The organism is Paenibacillus sp. FSL F4-0236 (assembly GCF_038000135.1).
Taxonomy (GTDB): Bacteria; Bacillota; Bacilli; order Paenibacillales; family Paenibacillaceae; genus Paenibacillus_AQ.
The window spans coordinates 5422987-5448022 of sequence record NZ_JBBOBK010000001.1 but is presented as its reverse complement, the minus strand read 5'-3'; the positions used below and the strand labels follow the sequence as shown (position 1 = coordinate 5448022).

Here is a 25036-nt window from a genome sequence, read left to right as displayed (position 1 = left end):
ACATTCCTTGTCGCTTGAAAAATGATGTGTCATAATGGGGAGAAAAGGACATCAGATGAATGAACACGCATAAACTAGATAAATTGAAACGGCCGCTTTATATCAATGTATATGATGAGCTTCTTCTTCAGATTAACAAAGGAGAATACCTCGTAGGTAGCCAGCTTCCTTCAGAACCAGATTTAGCCAAAAAACTAGGGGTTAGTCGCGCTACTTTACGGCAAGCTTTAGTTCTTTTGCAAGATGATGGATTAGTAAGAAATGTTCGTGGTAAGGGGAACTTTGTACTTGAATCTTCTTTTAACCAAGAGGATACTCAATTAGAGAAACTGAGCAACCCCATGCATAAATGTCATATAAGCGCATTTGACCAAGTAGATCTACATTATCGGCTGGACCCGCAAACGGAACATACCAAACAAGTATTAAGAAGAGAATCAGCTACAGTTGTAGCTTTGGAACGTTTGTATAGAGTAGGAGGAGAGCTACATGCTTACGCTTTTACTTTTATGTCTATGCAAACAGTAGAGAGGTTATCTTTGGATCTTGATAGTAAAGAGAGAATGCTGGATTTTCTAGAGAATCAGGCTTATGTAGACGCTAACCATGGGAATATTGAAATAAAATATACGCATACCGTTAACTTAGCAGATCGGAAAGATAAATTAATGGGGCAGAACGAGTGCTTTTTGCTACTAGAAACCCTTTACGACAAAACAGAGCCAGATTATCCGTTAATGTATAATAAATTTTATATCCCACAGCAGTTCTCAAATTTAAAATTAAATATGTCTAAAGGTTAACCAATAATAATGGATTAGAAAAACTCCCTTTTATCTGCGACATTTAGCAGACAGAAGGGAGTTTTTTTGACCCGAATCAAAGAGTTTTTCGAGGGGTGATTGCTTAATGCAAAATAAATCCTTCTTCTTCGGCCTCATTGTTTGGCAGGAAAGGCAGCTTCGGGTTCGTTTTCAATAAAGTATCCATCAATGCATGATCAAAATTATGCTTTACTACACAGTTGCGGTCAAAAATCATGGTAGCCTCATCTCCCGGTTTACATGCCGGCCACTGGGGAAGGGAAGGGATGTTAGGATTGCCATAGCGTGCAAAGCTTACCCATGCCCCACAGATGCGCTCCTCCATCCGATCGGAAACTCCCGGAATGAGGCACACGGGAACACGTTTCGTATTATGGAATACGAAAGGGATCTCAGCGCAATGCCATGCTATCTTGCCGCCCTCAAAAGGAAATTCATAAGCAAATAAGTAGGAGTAGGTAGGAGCTTCCTCGTGTACGGACTTCTTCTCAATAAAGTCCTTGGTTGGAATACGGAAGAAGGTATCTAAGAATAGCAGGTCAGTCAAGTTTTTATCCGGATACGCTTCCCTAAATTGTGTGACAAGCTTCTCCGTAAGACTGCCATACTTTTGAGACAGCATCTCCATGGTGGCTTCCTCAGTCGCGTCCTGCTTGTTAGGAACACCGGGACCAAAAGCGAACTCACCAAATACGCTACCAATCAATACCGGAATGGTCTTCGCATGCTCGGTAAAGCCCACCTCTCTAGGATCGCCTACATAGAATTCATTAGGCATAGGATTACCGCCAATGTATTCCCCTTGCATTGCGAGTGCTGGTGCAACTTTATTATATGCTGCAGCTAACTGAGGATAAGGAACCGCTTCCAATTTTTCTACTTCTACCTCGCCAAAATTAAGCTCTGTCAACAGTGCCTTTACGATGGCGGTACTATCGGTCTTGCGGGTGTCCAAAAACCCATCAATTAATCCGCTCTGGATAACGCCCTTATGGAACAGGCCGTCTGCTGCGGGAGTATTCATTAGTGTCCATACCTTCATACCGCCACCAGACTGTCCGAAGATGGTCACATTGTCCGGGTCGCCGCCGAAAGCTGTAATGTTTTCCTGAATCCATTTTAAAGCTGCTACCATATCGGCATTTCCGGCATTAGCGGAATTGACGTATTTATCTCCAAAAGCAGACAGGTTCATGTATCCCAGAATATTCAATCGGTGATTTAAGGTTACTACGACCACATCACCGAACTCGCTAAGCTTGTCTCCTTCATAAGCTACCTGTTCAATAGAAGAGCCAGCTGCGAAACCGCCCCCGTGCAGCCATACCATAACAGGTTTTTTGGCCTGCGGTTCAAGGCTCTGAGTCCAGATATTCAGATACTGACAATTCTCATCCATAGGCCAGTAACGGTGAGGAACCAGCACTTCCATTTGAGGCTGATCCTGGGTTAACATGGGAGACACATAACCGTAAGCGAGTGCATCCTTAATTCCCTCCCAAGGCGCTACCTCTGTGGGCATCTGGAAGCGCTTGGCATCTGCGTACTTTATCCCGTGAAAGGTATAAGTGCCGTTGACCTGAAAGCCTCTCATTTTTCCAGCTTTGGTCTGTACAATGGGTTCTGCTGAGGAACATACGAAATTTTTTGCTGTCATCATGGAAATCCTCCTTACATCAGATAGCCCCATTATAATAAAAGTAGGTTAGTGAAAAATATAGGAAACTTATCTGCTTTATCCTTATTCTTTGCTTCTTTTCTGGAGGTCAGCAGGTCTGGTCTCAGGATAAGAAAATAATCATGATAAAAAAGTCAAGATTCCCTTATGCAACAGAAATCATCACCACCCTCTAGCTGATTGCTAAGTACGAAAAAAATGTGGAATAATGTCCATATGAAAACTACCTATGAGGTCATTACAACCAATCGTTATACTCCGTTCCGGTTATTGCTTCATCGCCCGAATCATGTGCAGATGCATTGGCATGAAAATTTAGAGATTATTTTTGTCCTAAAGGGCACGATCGAGTTGTTTCGGCAACAAGAGCGGCATCTTCTGCACGAATCAGCCATTACCGTTATTAATTCGAAGGAGGTTCATTCGATCAGTGGCGATGAGAACAGCTTGATCTTAGCGCTGCAGGTGTCTCATTCTTATATAGAAGAGCAGTTTACAGTAATTAAAGAGCTGCAGTTCCATTGTGATTCTTATCTATACGACCATCAGCATCAGATCGAGTTCGATCCGATCCGGCAGATGTTGGCGTACATGATGCTGACGTATACGAAACAAGCACTGGGTTATGAACTGGAGCTGAAAGGTTTATTGTTCCGGCTCATGGCGTATCTTGTTAAATATTATTCCAAGCCTTTGCAGGGCAAAGATGCATCATCCGATGTGAAGTTCATGGATCGCCTCTTGGCCATTACCGAGTTCATCCAACATAATTATGCGAAGCCGATCTCTTTAACAGAGATTGCTGAGCAAGAATTTTTGTCGGTGCACTATTTGTCTCGATTTTTCCAAAAGTTTTTGGGTACGACCTTCTCTCAATACCTTAACGGTGTGCGTCTGGAGCATGCTTTAGATGAATTGAATTACAGTGATTTAACGATCACCCAAGTGGCGCTGAATAACGGATTTCCCAGTATCAAATCATTTAATAAGGTATTCAAAGAGTTTTACGGAGCAACTCCGAGAGAGTATCGCGCGAAGCGCGCGGGAGATATGTCCGCTTATGCGAATGCCAGAGCATCGAAGACTCCTAATTATCTGGAAATGAATCAACAGGATGCCTTCAAGGAGCTATTCAAATATTTGCCGAGCGAATCTCAGGAATCCAACTTTATTATGCAAGATAAAATGGTCGTAAAGACAGAGAGCATCCACCTCGATGTAAATACTTCAACGCCACTTATGCATACTTGGCGAAAATTGACTTCGATTGGCAAAGCGAAAGAGGGTTTATTCGGAGAGGTGCAGCGGCAGCTCATCCAGCTTCAGAAGGATATCGGGTTCTCCTATATCCGGTTTCATGGCATCTTCGACGACGAGATGATGGTGTATCATGAGAACGGACGAGGCGAGCCGTATTATCTGTTTACTTATGTGGATCAGCTATTTGACTTTTTCCTGAGCATAGGCCTGAAGCCGTTCATCGAGCTTGGGTTTATGCCTTCGAAGCTGGCGTCTGGTGATGCGACAATTTTCGTGAAAAAGAGCAATGTCAGCTATCCCAATCAATTAACGCGCTGGATGGGGCTCGTCGAAGCACTGATTGACCACTGTATCGAGCGATACGGCGTTGAAGAGGTGACTACTTGGTATGTTGAAGTATGGAATGAACCTGATGTCATCTCCTTTTGGAGCGGGACTCAAGAGCAGTATTTCACCTTCTATCAGGCAACCCATGAAGTGATCCGGAAGTATCCCAAGCTTAGAATGGGGGGGCCAAGCTTGTTGTCTCCAACGATTCTTAATGATACTTGGTTACAGGATTTTCTGTACTTCTGCATGCAAAACCATTGTTTGCCCGACTTTATATCGTTCCATAGCTACCCGTTCGATCAGATTTTTTATGATGCCATGCAGCTCGATGGGGGGATGTCGGAGGAATTCGTTTGGACGGCAGAGGAAATGTCGAAATATTGGACACTGTCGGCGGCTGAAGATTATTTATCGCAAGTCATCGTCAAAGCGCGTGATATAGTTGTTGAATCCGGAGCAATTATCAAGGAAATTCACTTGACGGAGTGGAATTCGAGCGGCAACCAACGAGACTTGATTCATGATACATGCTATCAATCCGCTTATATCGTGAAGAACGTCATCGATACGATCGACCAAGTGGATAGTCTTTGTTATTGGACGAGTACAGATTTTCTGGAAGAGTTTCTTGTGCCGAATCAAGTGTTTCACGGTGGACTCGGGCTGATGACGAACAACGGGATTGAGAAAGCTGCTTATCACGCTTATCAAATGCTTGCCAAATTAGGTTCTGAGATGATCCAGCGCGGCGAGAACTATTGTATTACGAGACAAGGGAATGAGATTCAGGTGCTCTTATTCCATTATGTACATACAGATGCCTTGTATCGTCGTAATGATGTCTCTCATTTGAATGAATACGATCGCTATCGCATTTTCAAGCATAACGATCCGCTCGAGCTTACCTTGGAATTGTCGGGCCTTGCGCCAGGCAGCTATCAGATTCGCAAAACAGTGTTGAACCGCCAATGGGGCAGCTCCTACGATCGTTGGGTGGACATGGGACACCCCGTACATCTTCATTCGGAGGATATTTCCTATCTAAGGAGTGTAAGTCTTCCGAAACGGGAAATTTTCGTTCAACTCATCGATCAGCAATTTAATCTCAAAGCAGAACTTTCACCGCATGAAGTCCAATTGTATGAAATGAAAAGAATCTAATCTATGATAAATCGACCCCTAGCAGGCATGTAGGGGTCTTTTTTGTCCTCTGACAGGTTCATATTTGACCTTACTACAATTCCACAAAGCTTAAGTAGGTTTCAAAGAGGTTAAATTTGCGATGGAACAGGGATAAATAGCGGGAAGTTATTGTTGTTAGCGCTTACTATAATGAAAGCATGATAATGAGCAGGAGGTAAACACATATGTCAACCAAACAAGTACCATGGTTTGAACGAATCAGCTATTCACTTACCGATACTGCATCCAATCTCGTCTTTCAAGTAGTAACAACCTATCTGTTGTTCTACTACACAGATTCGATCGGAATGAGTGCGGCTGCTGTAGGTACTTTATTTTTAATCGCCCGGGTTATCGATGCTTTTGACAGTCCTTTCTTCGGGATCATGATCGATAAGACAAATACCAGATGGGGAAAATCGCGTCCATGGTTCCTATGGTTAGCCTTGCCATTTTCCGTTATCGCTGTGCTAACGTTCTCTGTACCGGATATTAGTCCGTCGGGACAAATTGTGTACGCTTACGTGACCTATATCCTGTTAGGGATTCTATATGCAGGTATCAATTTGCCGGTCACTTCTATTCTGCCCAGTCTATCGAGTGATCCGCAAGAGAGAACGGTTATTGGTACGATTCGTGTCCTGTTTGCCATGGTAGGGACGATTGCCGTAACGACCTTTACATTGCCGATTGTTCATAAATTAGGGCAAGGCAATGATGCCAAAGGCTTTACCTGGACGATGATCATTTTTGCATCAATTGCATTTGTGCTGTTCATCAATGCATTCTTCAATACGAAAGAGCGCGTAGTATCCGCTTCTTCTCAGAAATCTTTACCGGTCAAAGAGGGCATGAAAGCGATCAAAGGCAATTGGCCGTGGGCCATCATGTTATTCATAAACTTTATTTTCTGGGTGGCGAACATCATGAAGACCCAGACGACAACCTATTATTTCACGTATAAAATTGAAAGACCTGACCTGATTCCAATGGTAATGGGCTTGAACCTAGTCATGATCTTGACCTTAGTCATCGTGCCGTCCTTAACCAAAAAATTAGGTAAACGGAATATCATGATATTCGGATTAATCGTTTCAATTATCGGTCAACTGATCATGTTCATGGGAGATCAAGCGAGCAGCATCACATTACTAATAACTGGAAGCGTCGTTGTTAGTCTTGGTGGCGGTTTTGCAGGCGGATTGTTGTTCATTATGATCGTGGATACCGTGGATTACGGCGAGTGGAAAACAGGGGTTCGTGCACAAGGCTTGCTGACAGCTTCCTCAAGCTTCGGTGTAAAGTTCGGTATGGGTATTGGCGGCGCGTTATCCGCCTGGATGCTTGGACTTAGCGGTTATAAAGCGGGAGCAGTGCAGACGGCTTCGGCATTGCGGGCCATCGAACTAAATTTTATTTGGATTCCTATTGTTTGTTACGTCTTAGCCATTACCGCACTATTGTTCTATACCTTAGATAAAGATGAGAGTCAAATGCTAGCAGATTTGAAAGCACGCAATAACATTGCATTATAAATTCAAGGATATCGAGAGGAGAAAACAATATGCTACATCAAGTAGATTTGACGAAGAAACCATTTAACCTGAACGAACAAGATATTACATGGGTACAAGAAACATTAGAAGGCTTAACGTTAGAAGAAAAAGTCGGACAGCTCTTTTGCCCGGTAGGGATGGGTGACAACGCGGCTTTGATCGATATGGTGAAAAAATACCAGCCAGGCGGATTAATGTATCGTCCGGGTCCAGCGCAAGAGATCCGCTCAGCGCATAAATCCATGCAGGAGAACAGTAAGATACCGATGCTTCTCGCAGCGAACCTGGAAAATGGGGGAGATGGGGTTGCAACGGAAGGCACTTACTTCGGGAAGCAGCTTCAAGTGGCGGCTACAAATGATCCGGATATGGCGTATAAGCTAGGGACTGTGGCTTGTAGTGAAGGAAGAGCCGTGGGATTGAACTGGTCCTTTGGACCAATTGTCGATATTAATATGAATTTCCGCAATCCGATTACGAATGTTCGTACCTTCGGCGATCGTCCAGAGACCGTGCTTGATATGGGACTTGCTTACATGAAGGCAGCCCACGAGAACGGTATGGCGGTATCGATTAAGCATTTTCCGGGTGACGGGGTCGATGATCGGGATCAGCACTTACTGACATCTATAAATTCACTCTCCACAGAAGAGTGGGATGCGACTTTTGGACATGTATATCAGACGTTAATTGATGAAGGTGCTAATACGGTCATGGTCGGACACATTATGCAGCCAGCCTATCAACGTCATTTTAATCCACAATTAAAGGATGAGGATTTGCTTCCAAGTTCGTTGTCGTCAGAAATTCTACAAAATTTGCTGCGCGAGAAGCTGAACTTTAACGGTGTTATCGTCAGTGATGCCACGTTAATGGCCGGATTTACAATAGCAGAACGTCGTGAGCTGGCTGTACCAAAAGCGATTGCTGCGGGATGCGATATCTTCCTCTTCAATCGGAACTTCGAGGAAGATCTAGAGTATATGCTAAGCGGCATTCGTAACGGCATTCTGACGGAAGAACGCTTGAACCAAGCTGTAACGCGTATTCTTGGCTTGAAGGCATCTTTAAGATTGCATGAGCAAGCTCGTACGAATACCTTGGTTCCTGATGAGTCAGCTTTAGCGGTCATTGGTTCTGAGCAACATCACCAATGGGCACAGGCTTGCGCCGACCAATCCGTAACATTAGTGAAAGATACGCAGCAATTACTACCGGTTACACCGGAAACGCATAAGAGAATGCTGCTCGTCGTGTTAGGTGATGAGGAAGGAAGCTTCTCCGCGGGAGGAACCCATAAGCCATTCGTAGAGAAGCTGCGGAATGCTGGATTTGAAGTTACCGTCCATGATCCGATGGACATGCAAACCATGTTCATGTCGGTTCGGGATTATGTGAAACAATATGACTTCGCGCTTTACTTCGCGAACTACGCGACAGCGAGTAATAAGACAGATCTGCGTATTAACTATACACCGCCATATGGTGGGGATATTCCATGGTTTATTAAAGAATTGCCAACGATGTTCGTATCCGTGGCGAACCCTTTCCATTTGCAGGATGTGCCGCGTATTCCGACGTTCATCAATGCATACTCAGGAAATGAATATTCCTTGAATGCGATCGTTGACAAAATCCAAGGCAAATCTGAATTTAAAGGAACCAATCCGGTCGATCCGTTCTGCGGCTATTGGGAAGCCAGACTATGATGCGTGCCGTTATATTTGACCTTGACGGTGTACTGGTATCGACGGATCATTTTCATTATAAGGCTTGGAAGCAAATAGCAGATCGGCTGAACATTCCTTTCGATGAGGGTGTCAATAACCGATTGCGCGGTGTGAGCCGCATGGAGAGTCTGGATATTATTTTATCCGGTGCTTCGGACAAACAATTTACAGATGAGCAGAAGCAATCGTTAGCAGAGGAGAAAAATACGATTTATCGTAAGTTTCTGGAGCAGCTTTCACCTGCTGACATCTTACCCGGTGTAACGGAGACCTTGGAAGGATTAAAGGTGAAGGGGGTCGCCGCCGCTGTAGGGTCCTCCAGTAAGAATGCGCGGTTCATTCTTGAACAAGTAAGCTTGTTAGATTGGTTCGCCGTCGTAGTCGACGGTAATCAAATCTCAAGAAGCAAGCCGGACCCGGAAGTATTTTTGCTCGCGGCAAGTCAGCTGGAATGTGATGCATCCGCATGCCTGGTTGTCGAAGATGCGGTAGCCGGAGTGCAAGCAGGCGTCCATGCAGGAATGGAAGTTGCGGCGGTAGGTGACGCGGTGAACAGCAAGGAAGCGACCTTTACGCTTCAACGAATAGATCAACTGCTCAAGCTGATCTAAATACAAAGTAATGATGAAGTGGGAATAGACTTAAAAAGTCGAAAAACCTTGTAGTTTAGGGTTTTCGACTTTTTTTATTATAAATTAAGTTCTACTAGATTATTATGTATTTCCAACTAGCTGGAAAGTCTTAAATACTGGACTTTTGCTAAAAATCTATTGTAAGATCTGTGACAATATAGACTCTAATGTTTTTGCTTGATAGGGCTCGCCAAATTCATATAATACATCGATTGCTGATTGAGCAAGCTTCGTTCCTTCTTCTTTACTGTTTCTTTTAATTTTAATTAGACCGTTATAATACTTATATACAATCTTAAAGAACAGCGTTTGATATTGAGGACTGCTAATATTATTTAAGTTCTCTAGTAAGATCTCTGCATAGCTTATTTGATTGATCATAATTAATTCGTAAATCATATTGGTTAGCATTACACATATGACATCTCGTCCGCGTTCGTGGGCTTCATATTTTTTCATAGACTTAATAAGCGTTTGAAAGAGTATATCTCTTTGATCGTAATCTATGTAATTTAAAGTATTTGTGAACAGCTGCATTTCTTGGAGGGTCCAGGATTGGAGATTGTTGAGATAGTTAGTGATCGTCTCGATATCTTCTGTCAAAATGACATTCTTCTCAAACTGACCCGTCAAGTTAAAGTGCTTTAATAATCTTATACGAGACCTGACTTCTGCCAGATGAATTTTTGAGGTCAGATCCTCTCTCTGATGTAGTTCTTGATAAATCTCAATTAATGCTTCGAGATCGTTATTGTTTCCAGCTTTGGAATATTTGTTGGTAAATGTATCGTGTTTAGATAGTTTATAACCTCTATAAATGTAGAAAAATTCATCAATCCCCATCATAAGTCGATTTAAAATTTGTTCTAACAGCCTTAATGTGATCTCATGGTTTCCTTTTTCAAATTCAATGGCATATGATTTCGAGATAATATCTAAATACACTTCTTTTTGACTTAATCCCTTATTGGTCCGTATATTTCGAACAACCTCACCGTAGGTATTCAATTCGTTCGCCACCCTCTTATTGAAATCGTGAGCTTTTATTATATTTCAGAGAGAATCTAATTTGATTACGAAATTTTGATATTTGAAAGTCTGCTCATAGTGGTTTTTTGAGCTGATTGGAAATATTAGTAAATAAATCGAATCCGTTGGGAATTTCTTCAATTTAAGGTCCTATTTATAAGACCTTTGTCGAAATGGGACATAAAAGCAATTATGATGTAAGTACGTTAGATGGATTAATGGAAGCATAAGTTTTATATTTCCTTGGAAGGATTTGATTTATTATGAATAATAAAAGTGATTTTTTCAGATTTGAGCGTAAAAATGATGATTTCCCGTTCTACAGTGAACTGTCATCGCCTAGTCTAAATTTGAAGAGCAGCCTCATTTTTCTCGTTTCTGTCGCGGTTGGTTTTGCTCTGTTTCTTATTATGTTTGGAGGTCCCAATGTACAGCCCTTTATGAATGTGATTTTTCCTTTAGCAGCAGTAATCTTTGTGGCACGAAGTCAATGGACATCATTATTCAGAAAATTAGTAGCTAAAGATATTCTTTTGATTCTTGGAACTTACGTTGCGAATTTGATTGTGACAGGTATTGTCGGTTTCCTTATTACGAAATTGTTTAGTACGAGCGCTAATCCCGCAACCGATAGTTTCAATGGTAATTTTGCTGATGCAATTCCATTCTTCTTGAGAACGATCCCGATGCTGTTTGGTGAAGAATTAATCACGATACTTCCATTCTTGGTCGTGCTATCATTTGGAGTTAAGAAACTTAAGATGAGTAGAAAGTCTGCTATAATTTTAGCCTGCATAGTTTCAGCTATTTTATTTGGGGCATACCATTTACCAACGTATAATTGGAATATTGTCCAAGCTATTCTCGGTATTGGTATTGCACGGATCGTTCTGCTATATCCATATCTTAAGACTAAAAATATATGGACATCGTTTATAGTGCACGTGATGAATGACTGGACAATGTTTGCTTTGGCCTTTTGGGCATCCACTCGCTAATTTTTCTCAAAGGATTTTTTGCGATAGAGTCTTAACAAACACCTGCAACTCCTTATTGAAGAAGGGGCTGCAGGTTTTTTTTGTATTCAAAAAAATGTGATAGACGCTATATAGCTGCTCAATATGAATGTGATAAAATGGGAAAAATCTATCATAGGGAGAAATTAACATGGGATTTTCTCTTCTCGGCACACTAATGGCATTAATCCTTCTTGCCCCAAGTTTGCTAATGATTAAGTTTCCACCTGAAAATGTACCTTCGGGTTTGCGAGATGCAGAACCAATCTATACCCTCTTGGAGAGAGCAGGACAATTGGGTTGTATAGGTATTCTTGCGATGTCACAGGATAACTTTCAACAGGTAAAGCTTGGCGTAATTGCTGTCTTTATTGTCTTGTTTATTGCTATTTATTATGGTCTTTGGATTCGATATATCGTTAAGGGGAGGCAATATAAATTGTTATGGGACCCTTTAGGAATTATTCCGATCCCGATGGCAGTCCTCCCAGTATGTGCATTCGGATTGGCAGCGATTTGGGGAAAATCTATTTGGCTGAGTATTGCAGTAGTTTGTTTAGCAATAGGGCATTTAGCTAATTCTTGGCATAGTTATAAGTACACTAAAGATCAATAACTAGAAACATAGTGAAATATACCCATATAAAAAGTGATCGGATAGTTAATAAGCTGCATTGCAAGAACGAGTTTGATAGTAGATACAAGCATGAAAATGTATGATTTACGAACAATGGAAAAAATAAAGTCGAAAATGTTCGCTTTTTATCATTGACAACTTATATGATGTCCACCTAAAATGATAGAGCACAACAACATAATTCTTTCGTATATTTCCGGGAATTGGCCTGGAAGTTTCTACGAGGTCACCGTAATGACCTGGCTACGATTAAGAAGAGCAGAGCAACCCCGCATTGTCCTTAATTTAGGACTATGGTCATGGGAGGCTACTCTTTTTTTCGAGCCGGTGTCTAACAGATACCGGCTTTTTGTTGCTGTCAGACACACAACATACCTTAGGGGGAGAACAATTTGAATCGGTTTTTCAAGTTGAAAGAGAACGGCACCACAGTTCGTACAGAGATCATGGCGGGCTTGACCACGTTCATGGCAATGGCTTACATCTTGTCGGTTAATCCGAGTACTTTAACAGCATTTGGCCGTATTGATATGGGCTGGTATTCTGTATTTCTAGCGACTGCGCTGGCAGCAGGTATTTTCACCATCGCAATGGGCGTGTTCATAAACTTTCCAGTGGCATTGGCACCTGGTATGGGACTTAACGCATATTTTGCTTCCGTAATTCTATCTTCCGCCACATCAGAGCATCCATTCACTTGGCAAATGGGTCTGACAGCCGTATTTATTTCCGGTTTGATCTTTATCTTGCTGACTGTAACTCGAGTGCGACAGATCTTACTAACTGCAATTCCCGACAGCTTGAAACATGCGATTACAGTAGGTATAGGGATGTTCATTACGATCCTTGGTCTTAAGAACAGTGGACTCATGACGATTGGTGTTGAAGCCGGTAAAGACATTCCTGCTAACACTTTCACAGATGTCCTTTCCTTTGAAACTATCATTCACATGGGTAGCCTAGAGAATTCCAATGTCCAATTGGTAATTATCGGACTTCTTCTAATCTCTATCCTGATGGTATTGAACGTTAAAGGTGCGATTTTATTCGGTATCTTGGGAACAACTGTCGCTGGTATGCTGATGGGTGTAGTTGATTTCAGTGCATTGTCCAGTCCGGCAACGCCTTGGGTTCCTGACTTCACACAATTGAACTTCTTCCAATTTGACTGGGATGGTATCCTGCACACAGGTATTGTTTCAGCGATTGCAACTTTCACATTTGTAGAGTTGTTTGATACATTTGGTACACTTGTAGGTACGGCTCAACGCGCAGGTATTATGGATAACCCTGAAGAAGGTAATAGACGTGTAGGTAATGCGATGTTTGTCGATGCAGTTGCTGTAGCAGGTGGTGCGGCACTGGGTACTTCGACTACTACTGCTTTTGTAGAAAGCGCGGCAGGTGTTGCTGAAGGTGGACGTACAGGTCTTACAGCTGTAACAACGGGCGTATGTTTCTTGCTTGCATTGTTCCTTGCTCCAGTGGTTGCTCTTATTCCTGGATCTGCTACAGCCGCAGCATTGATCGTCGTAGGTGTGCTGATGGCACAATCGATCCGTCAAATCGATTTTCAAGATATGGTTGTTGCAATTCCAGCGTTCCTAACACTTGTAATCATGCCTTTCACTTATAATATTGCTAACGGTATCTCCTTTGGTATCGTAACTTATGTAATCCTTGCTTCTGTTGCTAACCTTGCAGGTAAGAAGAAATACGATATTCACTGGATGATGTGGGTACTTGCGATCCTGATCGTTCTCCGTTATGTATTCCTTGGTAGCGAGGGCTAACATATATACAGTATTTCTGAAATTCATCTTGGGCTCCTTCATTACTGAAGGGGCCGTTTTTTTTATTTTGGATTATGTATTCCCCTACTTAACTTGTTGGATGTTCTTCCTTTCCATCATCCAATATTTAGATTATATTGTTGAAGAGGTGATGAATGTTGTCCACAAGATTTAGCAATTGGTCTTCTTATTTTAAAAGTAATCCTTGGCCTCTCTTATTGTTTTTGCTGGGGGCTGTGATTCGCATTTTTTACTTTGGTTCGATTCCAGGTGGCTTGAATCAGGATGAGGCATCTATAGGTTATGACGCTTACGCTATTCTTCATTATGGAATAGACCGCAATGGTATTCATTTACCTATTCACCTCATTGCTTGGGGAAGCGGACAGAATGCACTTTATGCTTACTTATCAATGCCTTTCATATTATTGTTCGGACTTACTCCAATGTCTGTACGTGCGGTTAGCTTAATCATGGGTCTACTGGGTATGCTCGTATTCTATCTTCTTTCCAAAGAGCTATTTACTTCCAGAACTGCTGGTATTGTGGCGATGTTTTTTATCGCAATTAATCCTTGGCATATTATGATGTCAAGATGGGCACTGGAATCTAATTTATTCCCCACCCTGATTCTGTTCTCCGTTTATATGTTACTTAAATCATTTCAAATTCCGAAGTGGTCTTATGGCTTTACAATTATGCTTGCCCTTTCACTTTATGCCTATGGAACATCCTATTTTTTTGTGCCGATATTTGCTTTAGGTGCTGGAATTCTTCTATTCTATACAAGAGCACTAAAGCTTCGGACCATTCTATGGAACTGTGCTCTGTTTATATTAATGGCACTCCCAATCTTCCTATTTATTATGATCAATCGATTGTCGCTAGAGGGGATTTTGACCCCATTGTTCTCAATTCCGAGATTGACAACGCCGCGTGTGGAACAGGTAACTTCTATATTCGGAGGGCAACTATTACATACAGCATTAAGCAATTTCCGGGAATTTTTGAAGATATTAATTAGCGGATCTGATGGTTTGCCTTGGAATTCGATTTCACCTTATGGATACGCGTATCCTATTGCGTTACCCTTTGTACTTATAGGACTTATATTTATGTTAACGACAATACGGAACCGTGGTCGTGAGCGGACGGGAATGCTCGTTATTTTACTTTGGCTGTTTGTTTCCGTTTTGATGACCTTTGTTACGAACGTAAACATTAATCGGATGAATGTGATTTTCTATCCAATCATTTTGCTGATTGTTGCAGGGTTTATGTGGTTAAGCAAGAAAGTAAAAGTATTAGCAATTCTGTCGGCTGTAACCTTTAGCTTATTTTTTGTTCTATTCACTACAGTTTATTTCCGTGATTATCCTAAAGAGATAGGACCCGCTTTCTATGAATCCTTCGGTGAGGCTATACAATATGCTTCTGAAGAGAGTGCTGGGAACATCTACGTGACTGATAAAGTTAACATGCCTTATATTTATGTGCTTTTTTATGAGCAGATCAATCCCCATAATTTCTTAGCAAACGTTAATTATTCTAATCCTGGAGGTGCATTTCAGCAGGTGTCTTCCTTTGGGAGATATAGATTTGGACATTCAAGCATAGTTCCGGGAGAGACAGCGACATATATCTTGTGGAATGGTGATCCCATTCCTGCTGAAAGCGATAATTATTCGGTTAAACAGTTTGCCAACTATACTGTTGTGACCGCTAAGACTGGGGGAGTAGAGGGAATCTCGGGATTTACAAATGGAGGATTTGAAGAGGGGATATCAGGCTGGAGCTTCTCATCCGGTACGGGTGTGGCGACCAATAATCCTTATAATGGAAGTTATCTGGCTTATCTTGATCCGGGATTTGACAAAACGATTACACAATCTATCAGAATAGCAGAACCTGGAGAATATAAGCTTGGTATAATGGTTAGTGCTGGTGGAGAAGAAGGAAGGGTTGGCGTCCGAGTTAATGGCGTAGTGCGGGCGGAGGCTGAAATACCTGCTAGTGAGGTTTATCAAGAGCTTACACTTCCAATGGTATCTATCGGTCAGAATGAGCAAACTGAAATTTTTATTAAAGGCGGTAAAGGCTGGATTAACATAGACGAGGTGAGGTTGGAACGATGATCAAGAGTACACGTACGGCCGCAGTGACTGTATTGATGCTGTTATTGTTTTTGCTTCCTGTAACAAGCATTTATGCAGATGGAAATCTATTGCAGAACCCTGGATTTGAGGAGGGAGGAGAGGACGCTCCTTCTAACTGGACTAAGGATATGTGGATTTCTGGAGACAACTCTGGCATACTTTCAATCCAATCGGACGAGGTTCACTCCGGTAGTAAAGCGGCAGTCATTGAGAATATCGAGCCCAATCATTTGAAATGGGTGCAGACGATTAAGGCAACGCCGGACAGCTATTATAAAATCTCTGGATGGATCAAAGTAGTAAGTACCGCAGGCGAGGGAATGGGCGCCAATATACTTGCCGTTGGAGTAGGCGGGGGTTATCCCAGCGTAACGGATACGGCAGGAGAGTGGCAGTATCTTGAATACATAGGCCAGACAGGACCTAAGCAGAAAGAATTCGGCATAGGTGCAAGTTTGGGGGGCTACTCCAGCTTGATTCAAGGTAAAGCTTATTTTGATGATTTGTCTGTAGAAAAATTAGACGCTGCTCCCGAAGGGGCCAACGTCATTTCGCTGGATAGTGCAGCAGTTAGTCAGGATGCTGGTGGCAAAAAAGCGGATACCCCACATAAGGTATCTCCAACCAAGATGCTGCTGATCTCAGCGCTTTTCAGTGTATTTTTTGCAGTGCTTTATACCAAGGCATTCCGCAGTGAGAAGCTTATGAAGCAACCTGAGAATGTCTATTCCAAATGGCTGAGCATTGCCATCGGGGTTGCTTTTATCCTAAGGGTCTGGATTGGTCTGACTGCTCAAGGCTATCAGAACGACATGAATACCTTTATAGCTTGGGGTCAGCGTATGGTTGATTTAGGTCCAGGCAAGTTTTATGAAGAAGGGTATTTTGCCGATTATCCTCCTGGTTATTTGTACATTTTGTACATTCTTAGTTTTATTCGCGGTGTATTTGGCTTTGCGCATGGTTCGGGTGGAGAGAATCTGCTATTCAAACTGCCAGCGATTATTTCTGATTTGGTATTGGGTTTCTTCATATATAAAATGTCCCGCAAAAAACTCGGCTCAGGGATCGCTTTTGGCTTAACGCTATTATTTCTGTTTAATCCGGCGGTGCTTGTTAATTCAGCGGCGTGGGGACAAGCGGATTCGTTCTTTCTGATTTTCCTGTTGCTCAGTATCCATGGCGCTGCGAACAAAAAGTTTGTTCAATCCGCGATTTTGTTTGCAATAGCAACTTTAATTAAACCACAAGCGTTAATATTCACACCGGTATTATTGTTTGCTTTCTATCATCACCGTGCTTGGAAGCAGCTTGGATTTGGAGCTTTGTACGGATTAGGGATATTCGGATTGCTCGCGGCACCATTTTTCTGGAATAACGGTGGTTTAGTTGGCCTTATTAATCTGTATAAGAGTACGTTATCTTCCTATCCCTATTCTTCTGTGAATGCATTTAATCTATATGCATTGACTGACCCGATGTGGTCATCTCTTGACCTAACTTGGTTAGGTATTACTTACCGTGTATGGGGCTTCATATTTATTTTAGTGGCAGTAGCCATAGCAACGTTTTATTCCTTCAAAAAAGATCGCTTGGATTTATCCAAATCCTACTTTATCGGTATGGCGCTCATTGTAGTAGTCTTTGTGCTTGGAACCAAAATGCATGAACGTTATATGTTCCCTGCAGTTATTCTATGTATGTTCACTTATATAGCGAGTCGGGATCGTAGGTTTTTATCCCTATTCCTTGGATTCAGCTTAACGCAGTATATCAATGTGGCTTATACGTTGACCCATCTAAATGCAGGTGTAAATCCAGGTGCAGATGGAATCGTTTTGGTCACTTCTATTGCTAACCTGTCATTATTGCTATACATGCTCTACATCGGTTATGACGTGTATGTTCGTGGGGGAGTAAAACCTCTTCCAGCACCACCAACACCTGAAGAAAAATATGAAGAAGACCTTAAAGTCGTCGAGCAAATAAGACCGCACCAGAAGGGAGGGAGACTTAAGCGATGAAGTTTAAACGTATAGATTGGATATGTATTCTTGCCATTACTGCCGTTTACGCGGCAATTGCTTTATATAATTTAGGTTCTACTAAATCTCCAGAGACCTTGTGGGAGCCAGCTGCCAGCGGTGAAAGCTTCTATGTAGATCTAGGACAGAGCAAACAATTGGAACGAGTGAATATCTTCGGTGGCGTAGGTACCGGGAAGTTTAAGCTCGAATTCAGTGAATCCCCTGAGGTCTGGAGTAGTCCACTGGATGTAAGCGAGGATGTTGGGAATGTCTTCATCTGGAAAAGCCAACCTCTGAACGTTGCAGCAAGATACGTGAAGTTTACAGTCACCTCTCCAGGGTTCACTTTAAATGAAATGGCCTTCTATGAGCAGGGAGGCGAAAGAGTACCTCTTTCTATAGCCGGTGTTACACCGGATGCTAATGCAGTCGCTAAAAGAGGAGAGCCTGCCAATCTTTTTGACGAGCAGTCGCTCATCCCTGAATATTCTAACTTTATGAATAGCACTTATTTTGACGAGATCTACCATGCACGGACAGCTTATGAATATACACACGGGATTGTGCCTTATGAGAACACGCATCCACCACTAGGCAAGCTATTGATCGCAGTAGGGATGGAACTGTTTGGAGTCAATCCTTTCGGCTGGCGTATTATCGGAACATTGTTCGGGATTGCCATGCTGCCTCTCATTTATGTAATGGCACTACGTCTCTTTAAAAAGAGTAAATACGCAGCACTTGCAGCTGGATTGTTCGCACTGGATTTCATGCATTTCACACAAACAAGAATCTCTACGATCGATGTATACGGAGTATTCTTCATCATGTTAATGTTTTATTTCATGCAGCGATATTACACTATGAATTTCTTCAGGCAGCCCTTAAGAAAAACACTAATTCCGTTATTCTGGTCCGGTTTATTCTTCGGAATTGGTGTCGCCTCCAAGTGGATTGTACTGTACGGAGGAGCTGGGCTGGCCATTATGCTAGCTATCTCGCTCTTCGAGCGCTACAGAGAATATAAAGCATCGGGACGGTTGCTCGCGGAAGGGAAGATCAAAGACAAGGAACTGCTGGGTACCTGTCGCGAAGCCGTAAATTCGTTCTGGAAGAATACCATTATTACGCTAGCTAGTTGTGTTGCATTCTTCGTAATCATACCGGTCATTATTTATAGTTTATCTTTTGTTCCGGGTTTATCTGCATCCGCAGAGGGCTTTACTATAAAAGGCTTGATTGATTCCCAAAAGAACATGTACAACTATCACAGTCAGCTTGTAGCTACACATCCTTTTGCGTCCTCCTGGTGGCAATGGCCGTTTATGAAGAGACCCGTCTGGTTCTTCAGTGGCAGTGAGGGATTGCCGCAAGGTCAGGTCAGCAGTATAGTGACTATGGGGAATCCGCTTATCTGGTGGACGGGGATTTTCGCAATGCTGGCAACACTGTGGATTACACTGAAACGCAAAGATAAGACCCTCTATATGATCTGGATCGCCTTTTTCTCACAATATGTTCCGTGGATGCTTGTCCCAAGGGAAACCTTTATCTACCATTATTTTGCTATGGTGCCTTTTATGATTCTTGGTATTGTATATATAATGAAGTTGCTAGATAGCAAATATCCTGAGGCTCGTTATGTTAGTTATGTCTATGTGGCTGTTGCTTTACTGCTCTTTGTCGCGTTCTACCCTGTCCTGTCAGGGATGCAGGTAAGCGGAGATTATGTGAAGAATATGCTGCGTTGGTTCCCATCTTGGGTTTTCTAAGATTTTTTTAAAATATTTATAACAATAAGTTTATGCTTACAGCGTTATTATGAAGAATAGAAAGATGTAACGCTCCATAAAGCTTTTAGGAGGAATAAAGGTGAAAGCCAGATATAGTGTAATTGTACCCATGTTCAATGAGGAGCAAGTAATTAGCGTTACTTACGAACGTTTGAAAAAAGTAATGGACGAATGCGGCGATACTTATGAGCTAGTCTTCGTTAATGACGGAAGTCGTGATCGTTCGGCCCAGATGATTCGGGAGATCAGTGATCGGGATGAATGCGTCAAGCTAATTGACTTCTCGCGTAATTTCGGACATCAGGTAGCGATTACAGCTGGCATGGACTATGCCGAAGGTCAAGCGGTTGTTGTTATTGACGCTGACCTTCAAGATCCACCGGAGGTCATTTTGCAAATGATCGAGAAGTGGAAAGAGGGCTATGACGTTGTGTATGCGAAGCGGCTGAAGCGCCGTGGAGAAACGATGTTCAAAAAGGTAACGGCCAAGATCTTTTATCGATTGCTCAGCAGCATGACAAGTGTAGACATTCCCACGGACACAGGTGATTTTCGTCTTATTGATCGTAAGGTATGTGATGTCTTGCGAGGTCTCAAGGAAAAAAATCGGTATGTCAGAGGTTTAGTGAGCTGGGTCGGCTTCAAGCAGACGATGGTGGAATATGAGCGGGAAGAACGATTTGCAGGAGAAACCAAGTATCCTCTTAAGAAAATGATTCGTTTTGCGCTGGATGGGATCACTTCCTTTTCGCATAAGCCACTTAAGATTGCTACGTATGTCGGATTCTTTCTTTCCTTCTCCAGCTTTCTCTATTTATTCTTCGTATTGTTTCAAAGAATCTTTTTCACCTCATGGACGGTTCCAGGTTGGGCTTCCATTGTAGGGGTCAATTTGCTCTTTAACGGTATCGTTCTGATGCTGCTAGGTGTAATCGGTGAGTATATTGGACGGATTTATGACGAGTCTAAGGATAGACCGTTGTATATTGTCAGTGAGACCATAGGATATCGTGACGAAGAAGAAGTGGATCGCCGGAAGGATTACAAAGATGTCAGATAAGAACTTTCGGACTGCTTTCATACAGTTTCTCAAATTTAATGCTGTAGGTCTGGTAAATACCCTCATTGATTTCGTAATCTTTACATTACTGAACTCACTTGGGATGGTATATGCGTTGGCACAGGTGATTTCTTATAGTGCAGGGACAGCGAACAGCTTTATTTTGAATAAAAAAGTAACCTTCAAGGATCGTGACCGTGGCAATAAAGAGGGTTTTGATAAGACGCAGTTGCTGAAGTTTATCGTACTGAATCTGGTAGTACTCGGAATATCGCTGTTGCTAATGCATCTGTTGACTGACAAACTAGGCATTCAAGTGTTGATCTCTAAGGTATTAGTAACGTTTGTGACGGTGATTATTAACTTCTTCGGAAGTCGTAAATGGGTATTCTAAAGTTCAGTAGAACCAATCTACGGAGGTGAAAATCATGCGTAAATTCTCGTATGTGCTCATACTGGCGGGGATCCTTATCATGCTCTATCCAAAAGCTAACGAATGGTATAACGACTGGCAGCAGGATAAGCTATTAGAATCAGCTGAACTGAGCACCAGTGAAAGTACTCCACCACCTGATCTAAAGAGCAGATATGCCGAGGTCACTCAGCTACTAGCGGAGGAATCAGCTTTAGATGCACAAGCACAGCCGCAAGAAACAGAAAAGCCGGAACCGGAAATTGAAGTGGGTGGCAAAGTTATCGCATTAATTGAGATCGATAAGATCGATCTGAAGCTACCTGTATTAGAAGGGGCTACTAAAGCGAATATGAAGCATGCTGCGGCCCATATGAAAGAAACAACTCCAATAGGAGAAATAGGGAACGCCGCAATAGCTGCACATAGAGCTAGAACTACGGGCAGATTGTTTAACAGGCTGAATGAGGTTGTGATTGGGGATACGATTACGGTAAAGACTAGCGATCAGACTTATAATTACGAGGTTTATGATATTTCTGTTGTACTTCCTAGTGATGTGTCTGTTCTAGACGGGAATAACAAAGATAAAATTCTTACTCTAATTACGTGTGACCCACTAGTAGATCCTACACATCGTTTGATTGTTCATGCCAAGCTTTCCTAATCGTTGACGAGAAATAACAAGAAAACTCAAATACAGAGAAATAACTATAAAATAATAGTAAATCTAGCAATTTTGTTCTTGTTTACGAGGATAAATATGGTAGTATAAGACTATAAAAGCTAAACACGATAAACGGCAAACCTATCGAAAGGTAGGGACGCAAAGCTAAAGGGCCTTCCCGTAAGGATGGCAGCCAGTTACCGAATGAAGAGGCTTTTTTTGTTTTTATAAAATATATAAGAATCTTAGATTCATATTTCTACTTGGACTGATTCTGTTAATTTGTCTAGTGAAATTAGAACAGATAGAGCTTATACGATAACGGCAAACCTATCGAAAGGTAGGGACGCAAAGCTAAAGGGCCTTCCCGAAAGGATGGCAGCCAGCTACCGAAAGGGGTTTTATCCGTGAAAAAGGTTTATTTTATGATGGTGGCGCTGTTCGTACTGATTACTGCGGTTCCGGTAAGCACAGCTCAAGCCGCAAGTGTAGATGCAAGCTGGTTGATTACATCGAAAGTGGCTCAAGGTGTTATTGGAATTAACTATGATATTCCGAAAGATAAAAGAATCAAACTCATGATCACTAAAGACAACAGCAGCTATACATATAACTTATATGCTTCTGAACAAGCTGAGGACTTCCCTTTACAACAAGGTAATGGTACTTATAAGGTTTCTGTTCTTGAGAATACAACCGGCAATAAATACAAAGCGTTATATTCCGAAGTAGTAGACGTAACCATGAGTGACTCGAATTCCGTATATTTGGGCTCCGTACAGAATGTGAAATGGAGTTCTTCTGATAAAGCGATCCTTAAGGCAAAAGAGCTTACAAAAGGCAAAACAACAGATGAAGAGAAAGTTAAGGCAATCTATAACTATGTAGTTGCTAATGTACAATACGATTATTCTCTTGCTAATAACGTAACAACAGATTACATTCCGAACATTAACAACACTTTGAATACTAAAAAAGGAATCTGCTATGACTATGCTTCTCTTTTTGCCGCAATGCTGCGTAGTGTAGATGTGCCTGCTAAATTGGTGATGGGGAATACTAGCTACGTTACGCAATACCATGCATGGAATGAAGTGTTGATGGATGGGAAATGGGTTACTATTGATACAACGGTAGATGCATCGTCAGCGAAGAGTAAGAAGAATACGGATTTTATTAAGGCTTCAAGTAAGTATACTGCAGCAAAATACTATTAATTTGCATCGCTAGATTCATAACTCTATTAAATAAACAACCAGCTTAATTATTAAGCTAGTTGTTTATTTTTCTATTAGGGGTTGCTTTTCTATGAATAGATAGGTTATTATAGTTAAGCGTTGTTAGACAGCGTACAGGCAATGTTTGTGAGAGTTATATAAACGGCTTTCGAAAAATAAAGCTTGCATTACTGAGAACAACATGATATATTATAAGAGTTGCTGCTGAGACATTAAACGGCGCCAACGAGAACTTGATCTTTGAAAACTGAACAACGAGTGAGTAGGAAATCACGAAAGTGAAATCCAAAATTAGAGAATTAATTTTCTCGTCAGATGTTTCAAAATGAGCATATCGCTCTTTTCAATACTAATTGGAGAGTTTGATCCTGGCTCAGGACGAACGCTGGCGGCGTGCCTAATACATGCAAGTCGAGCGGAGTTACTTTGAAAGCTTGCTTTCAAAGTAACTTAGCGGCGGACGGGTGAGTAACACGTAGGCAACCTGCCCCTTAGACTGGGATAACTACCGGAAACGGTAGCTAATACCGGATAATTTCTTTTTTCTCCTGAAGAAAGAATGAAAGACGGAGCAATCTGTCACTGAGGGATGGGCCTGCGGCGCATTAGCTAGTTGGTGGGGTAACGGCCCACCAAGGCGACGATGCGTAGCCGACCTGAGAGGGTGAACGGCCACACTGGGACTGAGACACGGCCCAGACTCCTACGGGAGGCAGCAGTAGGGAATCTTCCGCAATGGACGAAAGTCTGACGGAGCAACGCCGCGTGAGTGATGAAGGTTTTCGGATCGTAAAGCTCTGTTGCCAGGGAAGAACGTCCGGTAGAGTAACTGCTATCGGAGTGACGGTACCTGAGAAGAAAGCCCCGGCTAACTACGTGCCAGCAGCCGCGGTAATACGTAGGGGGCAAGCGTTGTCCGGAATTATTGGGCGTAAAGCGCGCGCAGGCGGTCATTTAAGTCTGGTGTTTAAACCTTGGGCTCAACCTGAGGTCGCACTGGAAACTGGGTGACTTGAGTACAGAAGAGGAAAGTGGAATTCCACGTGTAGCGGTGAAATGCGTAGATATGTGGAGGAACACCAGTGGCGAAGGCGACTTTCTGGGCTGTAACTGACGCTGAGGCGCGAAAGCGTGGGGAGCAAACAGGATTAGATACCCTGGTAGTCCACGCCGTAAACGATGAGTGCTAGGTGTTAGGGGTTTCGATACCCTTGGTGCCGAAGTTAACACAGTAAGCACTCCGCCTGGGGAGTACGGTCGCAAGACTGAAACTCAAAGGAATTGACGGGGACCCGCACAAGCAGTGGAGTATGTGGTTTAATTCGAAGCAACGCGAAGAACCTTACCAGGTCTTGACATCCCTCTGAATCCACTAGAGATAGTGGCGGCCTTCGGGACAGAGGAGACAGGTGGTGCATGGTTGTCGTCAGCTCGTGTCGTGAGATGTTGGGTTAAGTCCCGCAACGAGCGCAACCCTTAACTTTAGTTGCCAGCAAGTAATGTTGGGCACTCTAGAGTGACTGCCGGTGACAAACCGGAGGAAGGTGGGGATGACGTCAAATCATCATGCCCCTTATGACCTGGGCTACACACGTACTACAATGGCCGGTACAACGGGAAGCGAAACCGCGAGGTGAAGCCAATCCCATCAAAGCCGGTCTCAGTTCGGATTGCAGGCTGCAACTCGCCTGCATGAAGTCGGAATTGCTAGTAATCGCGGATCAGCATGCCGCGGTGAATACGTTCCCGGGTCTTGTACACACCGCCCGTCACACCACGAGAGTTTACAACACCCGAAGTCGGTGGGGTAACCCGCAAGGGAGCCAGCCGCCGAAGGTGGGGTAGATGATTGGGGTGAAGTCGTAACAAGGTAGCCGTATCGGAAGGTGCGGCTGGATCACCTCCTTTCTATGGAGAATCGTCTTCTGCAATGAAGACATTCAAATCGGAAGCTAAGCTTCCACAACTCACTCGTTGCTCAGTTTTGAGAGTTTAAGCTCTCATTTTTAAACTTGA

Annotated in this window: 17 protein-coding genes, 1 rRNA gene and 3 riboswitches; of the genes, 16 read left to right on the top strand and 2 right to left on the bottom strand. The window is 42.7% G+C overall.

Features of this window, described 5'->3' with window-relative positions; translation table 11 throughout:
- The first annotated feature begins 59 nt into the window (after window positions 1-59).
- Window positions 60-803, top strand: a complete 744-nt coding sequence (locus NSQ29_RS24295; RefSeq protein ID WP_339268616.1) for a GntR family transcriptional regulator — start codon at window positions 60-62, stop codon at window positions 801-803.
- A 103-nt stretch (window positions 804-906) separates the two neighbouring features.
- Here NSQ29_RS24295 and NSQ29_RS24290 read toward each other — a convergent pair whose 3' ends face one another.
- Window positions 907-2484 (bottom strand): carboxylesterase/lipase family protein, encoded by a 1578-nt coding sequence (locus NSQ29_RS24290; RefSeq protein ID WP_341126306.1) that lies wholly within the window; start codon window positions 2482-2484, stop codon window positions 907-909.
- A 234-nt stretch (window positions 2485-2718) separates the two neighbouring features.
- Between NSQ29_RS24290 and NSQ29_RS24285 the strand changes: the two genes are divergently transcribed.
- The 4 genes from NSQ29_RS24285 to pgmB all read left to right on the top strand — a co-directional run bounded on the left by NSQ29_RS24285 (window position 2719) and on the right by pgmB (window position 9171).
- Complete coding sequence (locus NSQ29_RS24285; protein WP_341126305.1) at window positions 2719-5253, top strand: GH39 family glycosyl hydrolase; 2535 nt, start codon at window positions 2719-2721, stop codon at window positions 5251-5253.
- Between the two features lie 206 nt (window positions 5254-5459).
- Window positions 5460-6809 carry a glycoside-pentoside-hexuronide (GPH):cation symporter gene (locus NSQ29_RS24280; RefSeq protein ID WP_341126304.1) on the top strand — a complete coding sequence of 450 codons (1350 nt, stop codon included), beginning with the start codon at window positions 5460-5462 and terminating at the stop codon, window positions 6807-6809.
- A gap of 29 nt (window positions 6810-6838) precedes the next feature.
- Window positions 6839-8539 carry a glycoside hydrolase family 3 protein gene (locus NSQ29_RS24275; protein WP_341126303.1) on the top strand — a complete coding sequence of 567 codons (1701 nt, stop codon included), beginning with the start codon at window positions 6839-6841 and terminating at the stop codon, window positions 8537-8539.
- The gene (gene pgmB, locus NSQ29_RS24270) at window positions 8536-9171 is read left to right on the top strand and encodes a beta-phosphoglucomutase (protein ID WP_341126302.1); all 636 of its coding nucleotides are present in this window, start codon (window positions 8536-8538) and stop codon (window positions 9169-9171) included. The genes NSQ29_RS24275 and pgmB overlap by 4 nt, the downstream gene beginning before the upstream one ends.
- A 156-nt stretch (window positions 9172-9327) precedes the next feature.
- Here the strand turns inward: pgmB and NSQ29_RS24265 are convergent, their stop codons facing one another.
- A complete protein-coding gene (locus NSQ29_RS24265; RefSeq protein WP_042184710.1) occupies window positions 9328-10200 on the bottom strand; it encodes a helix-turn-helix domain-containing protein in 873 nt (290 codons plus the stop codon).
- A gap of 284 nt (window positions 10201-10484) precedes the next feature.
- Here NSQ29_RS24265 and NSQ29_RS24260 point away from each other — a divergent pair, with 284 nt between their 5' ends.
- The 11 genes from NSQ29_RS24260 (at window position 10485) to NSQ29_RS24210 (ending at window position 24928) form a co-directional block, all read left to right on the top strand.
- The gene (locus NSQ29_RS24260; RefSeq protein ID WP_042184712.1) at window positions 10485-11219 is read left to right on the top strand and encodes a CPBP family intramembrane glutamic endopeptidase; all 735 of its coding nucleotides are present in this window, start codon (window positions 10485-10487) and stop codon (window positions 11217-11219) included.
- Window positions 11220-11388: 169 nt separating this feature from the next.
- Complete coding sequence (locus tag NSQ29_RS24255) at window positions 11389-11853, top strand: hypothetical protein (protein ID WP_341126301.1); 465 nt, start codon at window positions 11389-11391, stop codon at window positions 11851-11853.
- Window positions 11854-12040: 187 nt separating this feature from the next.
- Window positions 12041-12140: riboswitch (purine riboswitch) on the top strand.
- Window positions 12141-12266: 126 nt separating this feature from the next.
- Window positions 12267-13667: an NCS2 family permease gene (locus tag NSQ29_RS24250; protein ID WP_042184716.1), complete on the top strand. Its 1401-nt coding sequence runs from the start codon at window positions 12267-12269 to the stop codon at window positions 13665-13667.
- Between the two features lie 155 nt (window positions 13668-13822).
- Window positions 13823-15802, top strand: a complete 1980-nt coding sequence (locus tag NSQ29_RS24245; RefSeq protein ID WP_341126300.1) for a glycosyltransferase family 39 protein — start codon at window positions 13823-13825, stop codon at window positions 15800-15802.
- The gene (locus tag NSQ29_RS24240) at window positions 15799-17847 is read left to right on the top strand and encodes a glycosyltransferase 87 family protein (RefSeq protein WP_341126299.1); all 2049 of its coding nucleotides are present in this window, start codon (window positions 15799-15801) and stop codon (window positions 17845-17847) included. The genes NSQ29_RS24245 and NSQ29_RS24240 overlap by 4 nt, the downstream gene beginning before the upstream one ends.
- On the top strand, window positions 17844-19622 hold the full coding sequence (locus tag NSQ29_RS24235; protein WP_341126298.1) for a phospholipid carrier-dependent glycosyltransferase: 1779 nt from the start codon (window positions 17844-17846) through the stop codon (window positions 19620-19622). Before NSQ29_RS24240 ends, NSQ29_RS24235 begins: the two co-directional genes overlap by 4 nt.
- Before the next feature lie 100 nt (window positions 19623-19722).
- Window positions 19723-20703, top strand: coding sequence for a glycosyltransferase family 2 protein (locus NSQ29_RS24230; protein WP_340974028.1), 981 nt, complete (start codon window positions 19723-19725; stop codon window positions 20701-20703).
- On the top strand, window positions 20693-21097 hold the full coding sequence (locus NSQ29_RS24225; protein ID WP_042184722.1) for a GtrA family protein: 405 nt from the start codon (window positions 20693-20695) through the stop codon (window positions 21095-21097). The genes NSQ29_RS24230 and NSQ29_RS24225 overlap by 11 nt, the downstream gene beginning before the upstream one ends.
- A 34-nt stretch (window positions 21098-21131) precedes the next feature.
- A complete protein-coding gene (locus tag NSQ29_RS24220) occupies window positions 21132-21782 on the top strand; it encodes a class D sortase (RefSeq protein ID WP_042184724.1) in 651 nt (216 codons plus the stop codon).
- A 124-nt stretch (window positions 21783-21906) separates the two neighbouring features.
- Window positions 21907-21987, top strand: a riboswitch (cyclic di-GMP riboswitch).
- 108 nt (window positions 21988-22095) lie between these two features.
- A riboswitch (cyclic di-GMP riboswitch) is annotated at window positions 22096-22176 on the top strand.
- A 13-nt stretch (window positions 22177-22189) separates the two neighbouring features.
- The gene (locus NSQ29_RS24215) at window positions 22190-22999 is read left to right on the top strand and encodes a transglutaminase-like domain-containing protein (RefSeq protein ID WP_341126297.1); all 810 of its coding nucleotides are present in this window, start codon (window positions 22190-22192) and stop codon (window positions 22997-22999) included.
- Window positions 23000-23370: 371 nt separating this feature from the next.
- Window positions 23371-24928 (top strand): 16S ribosomal RNA (locus tag NSQ29_RS24210).
- Window positions 24929-25036 lie beyond the last annotated feature (108 nt).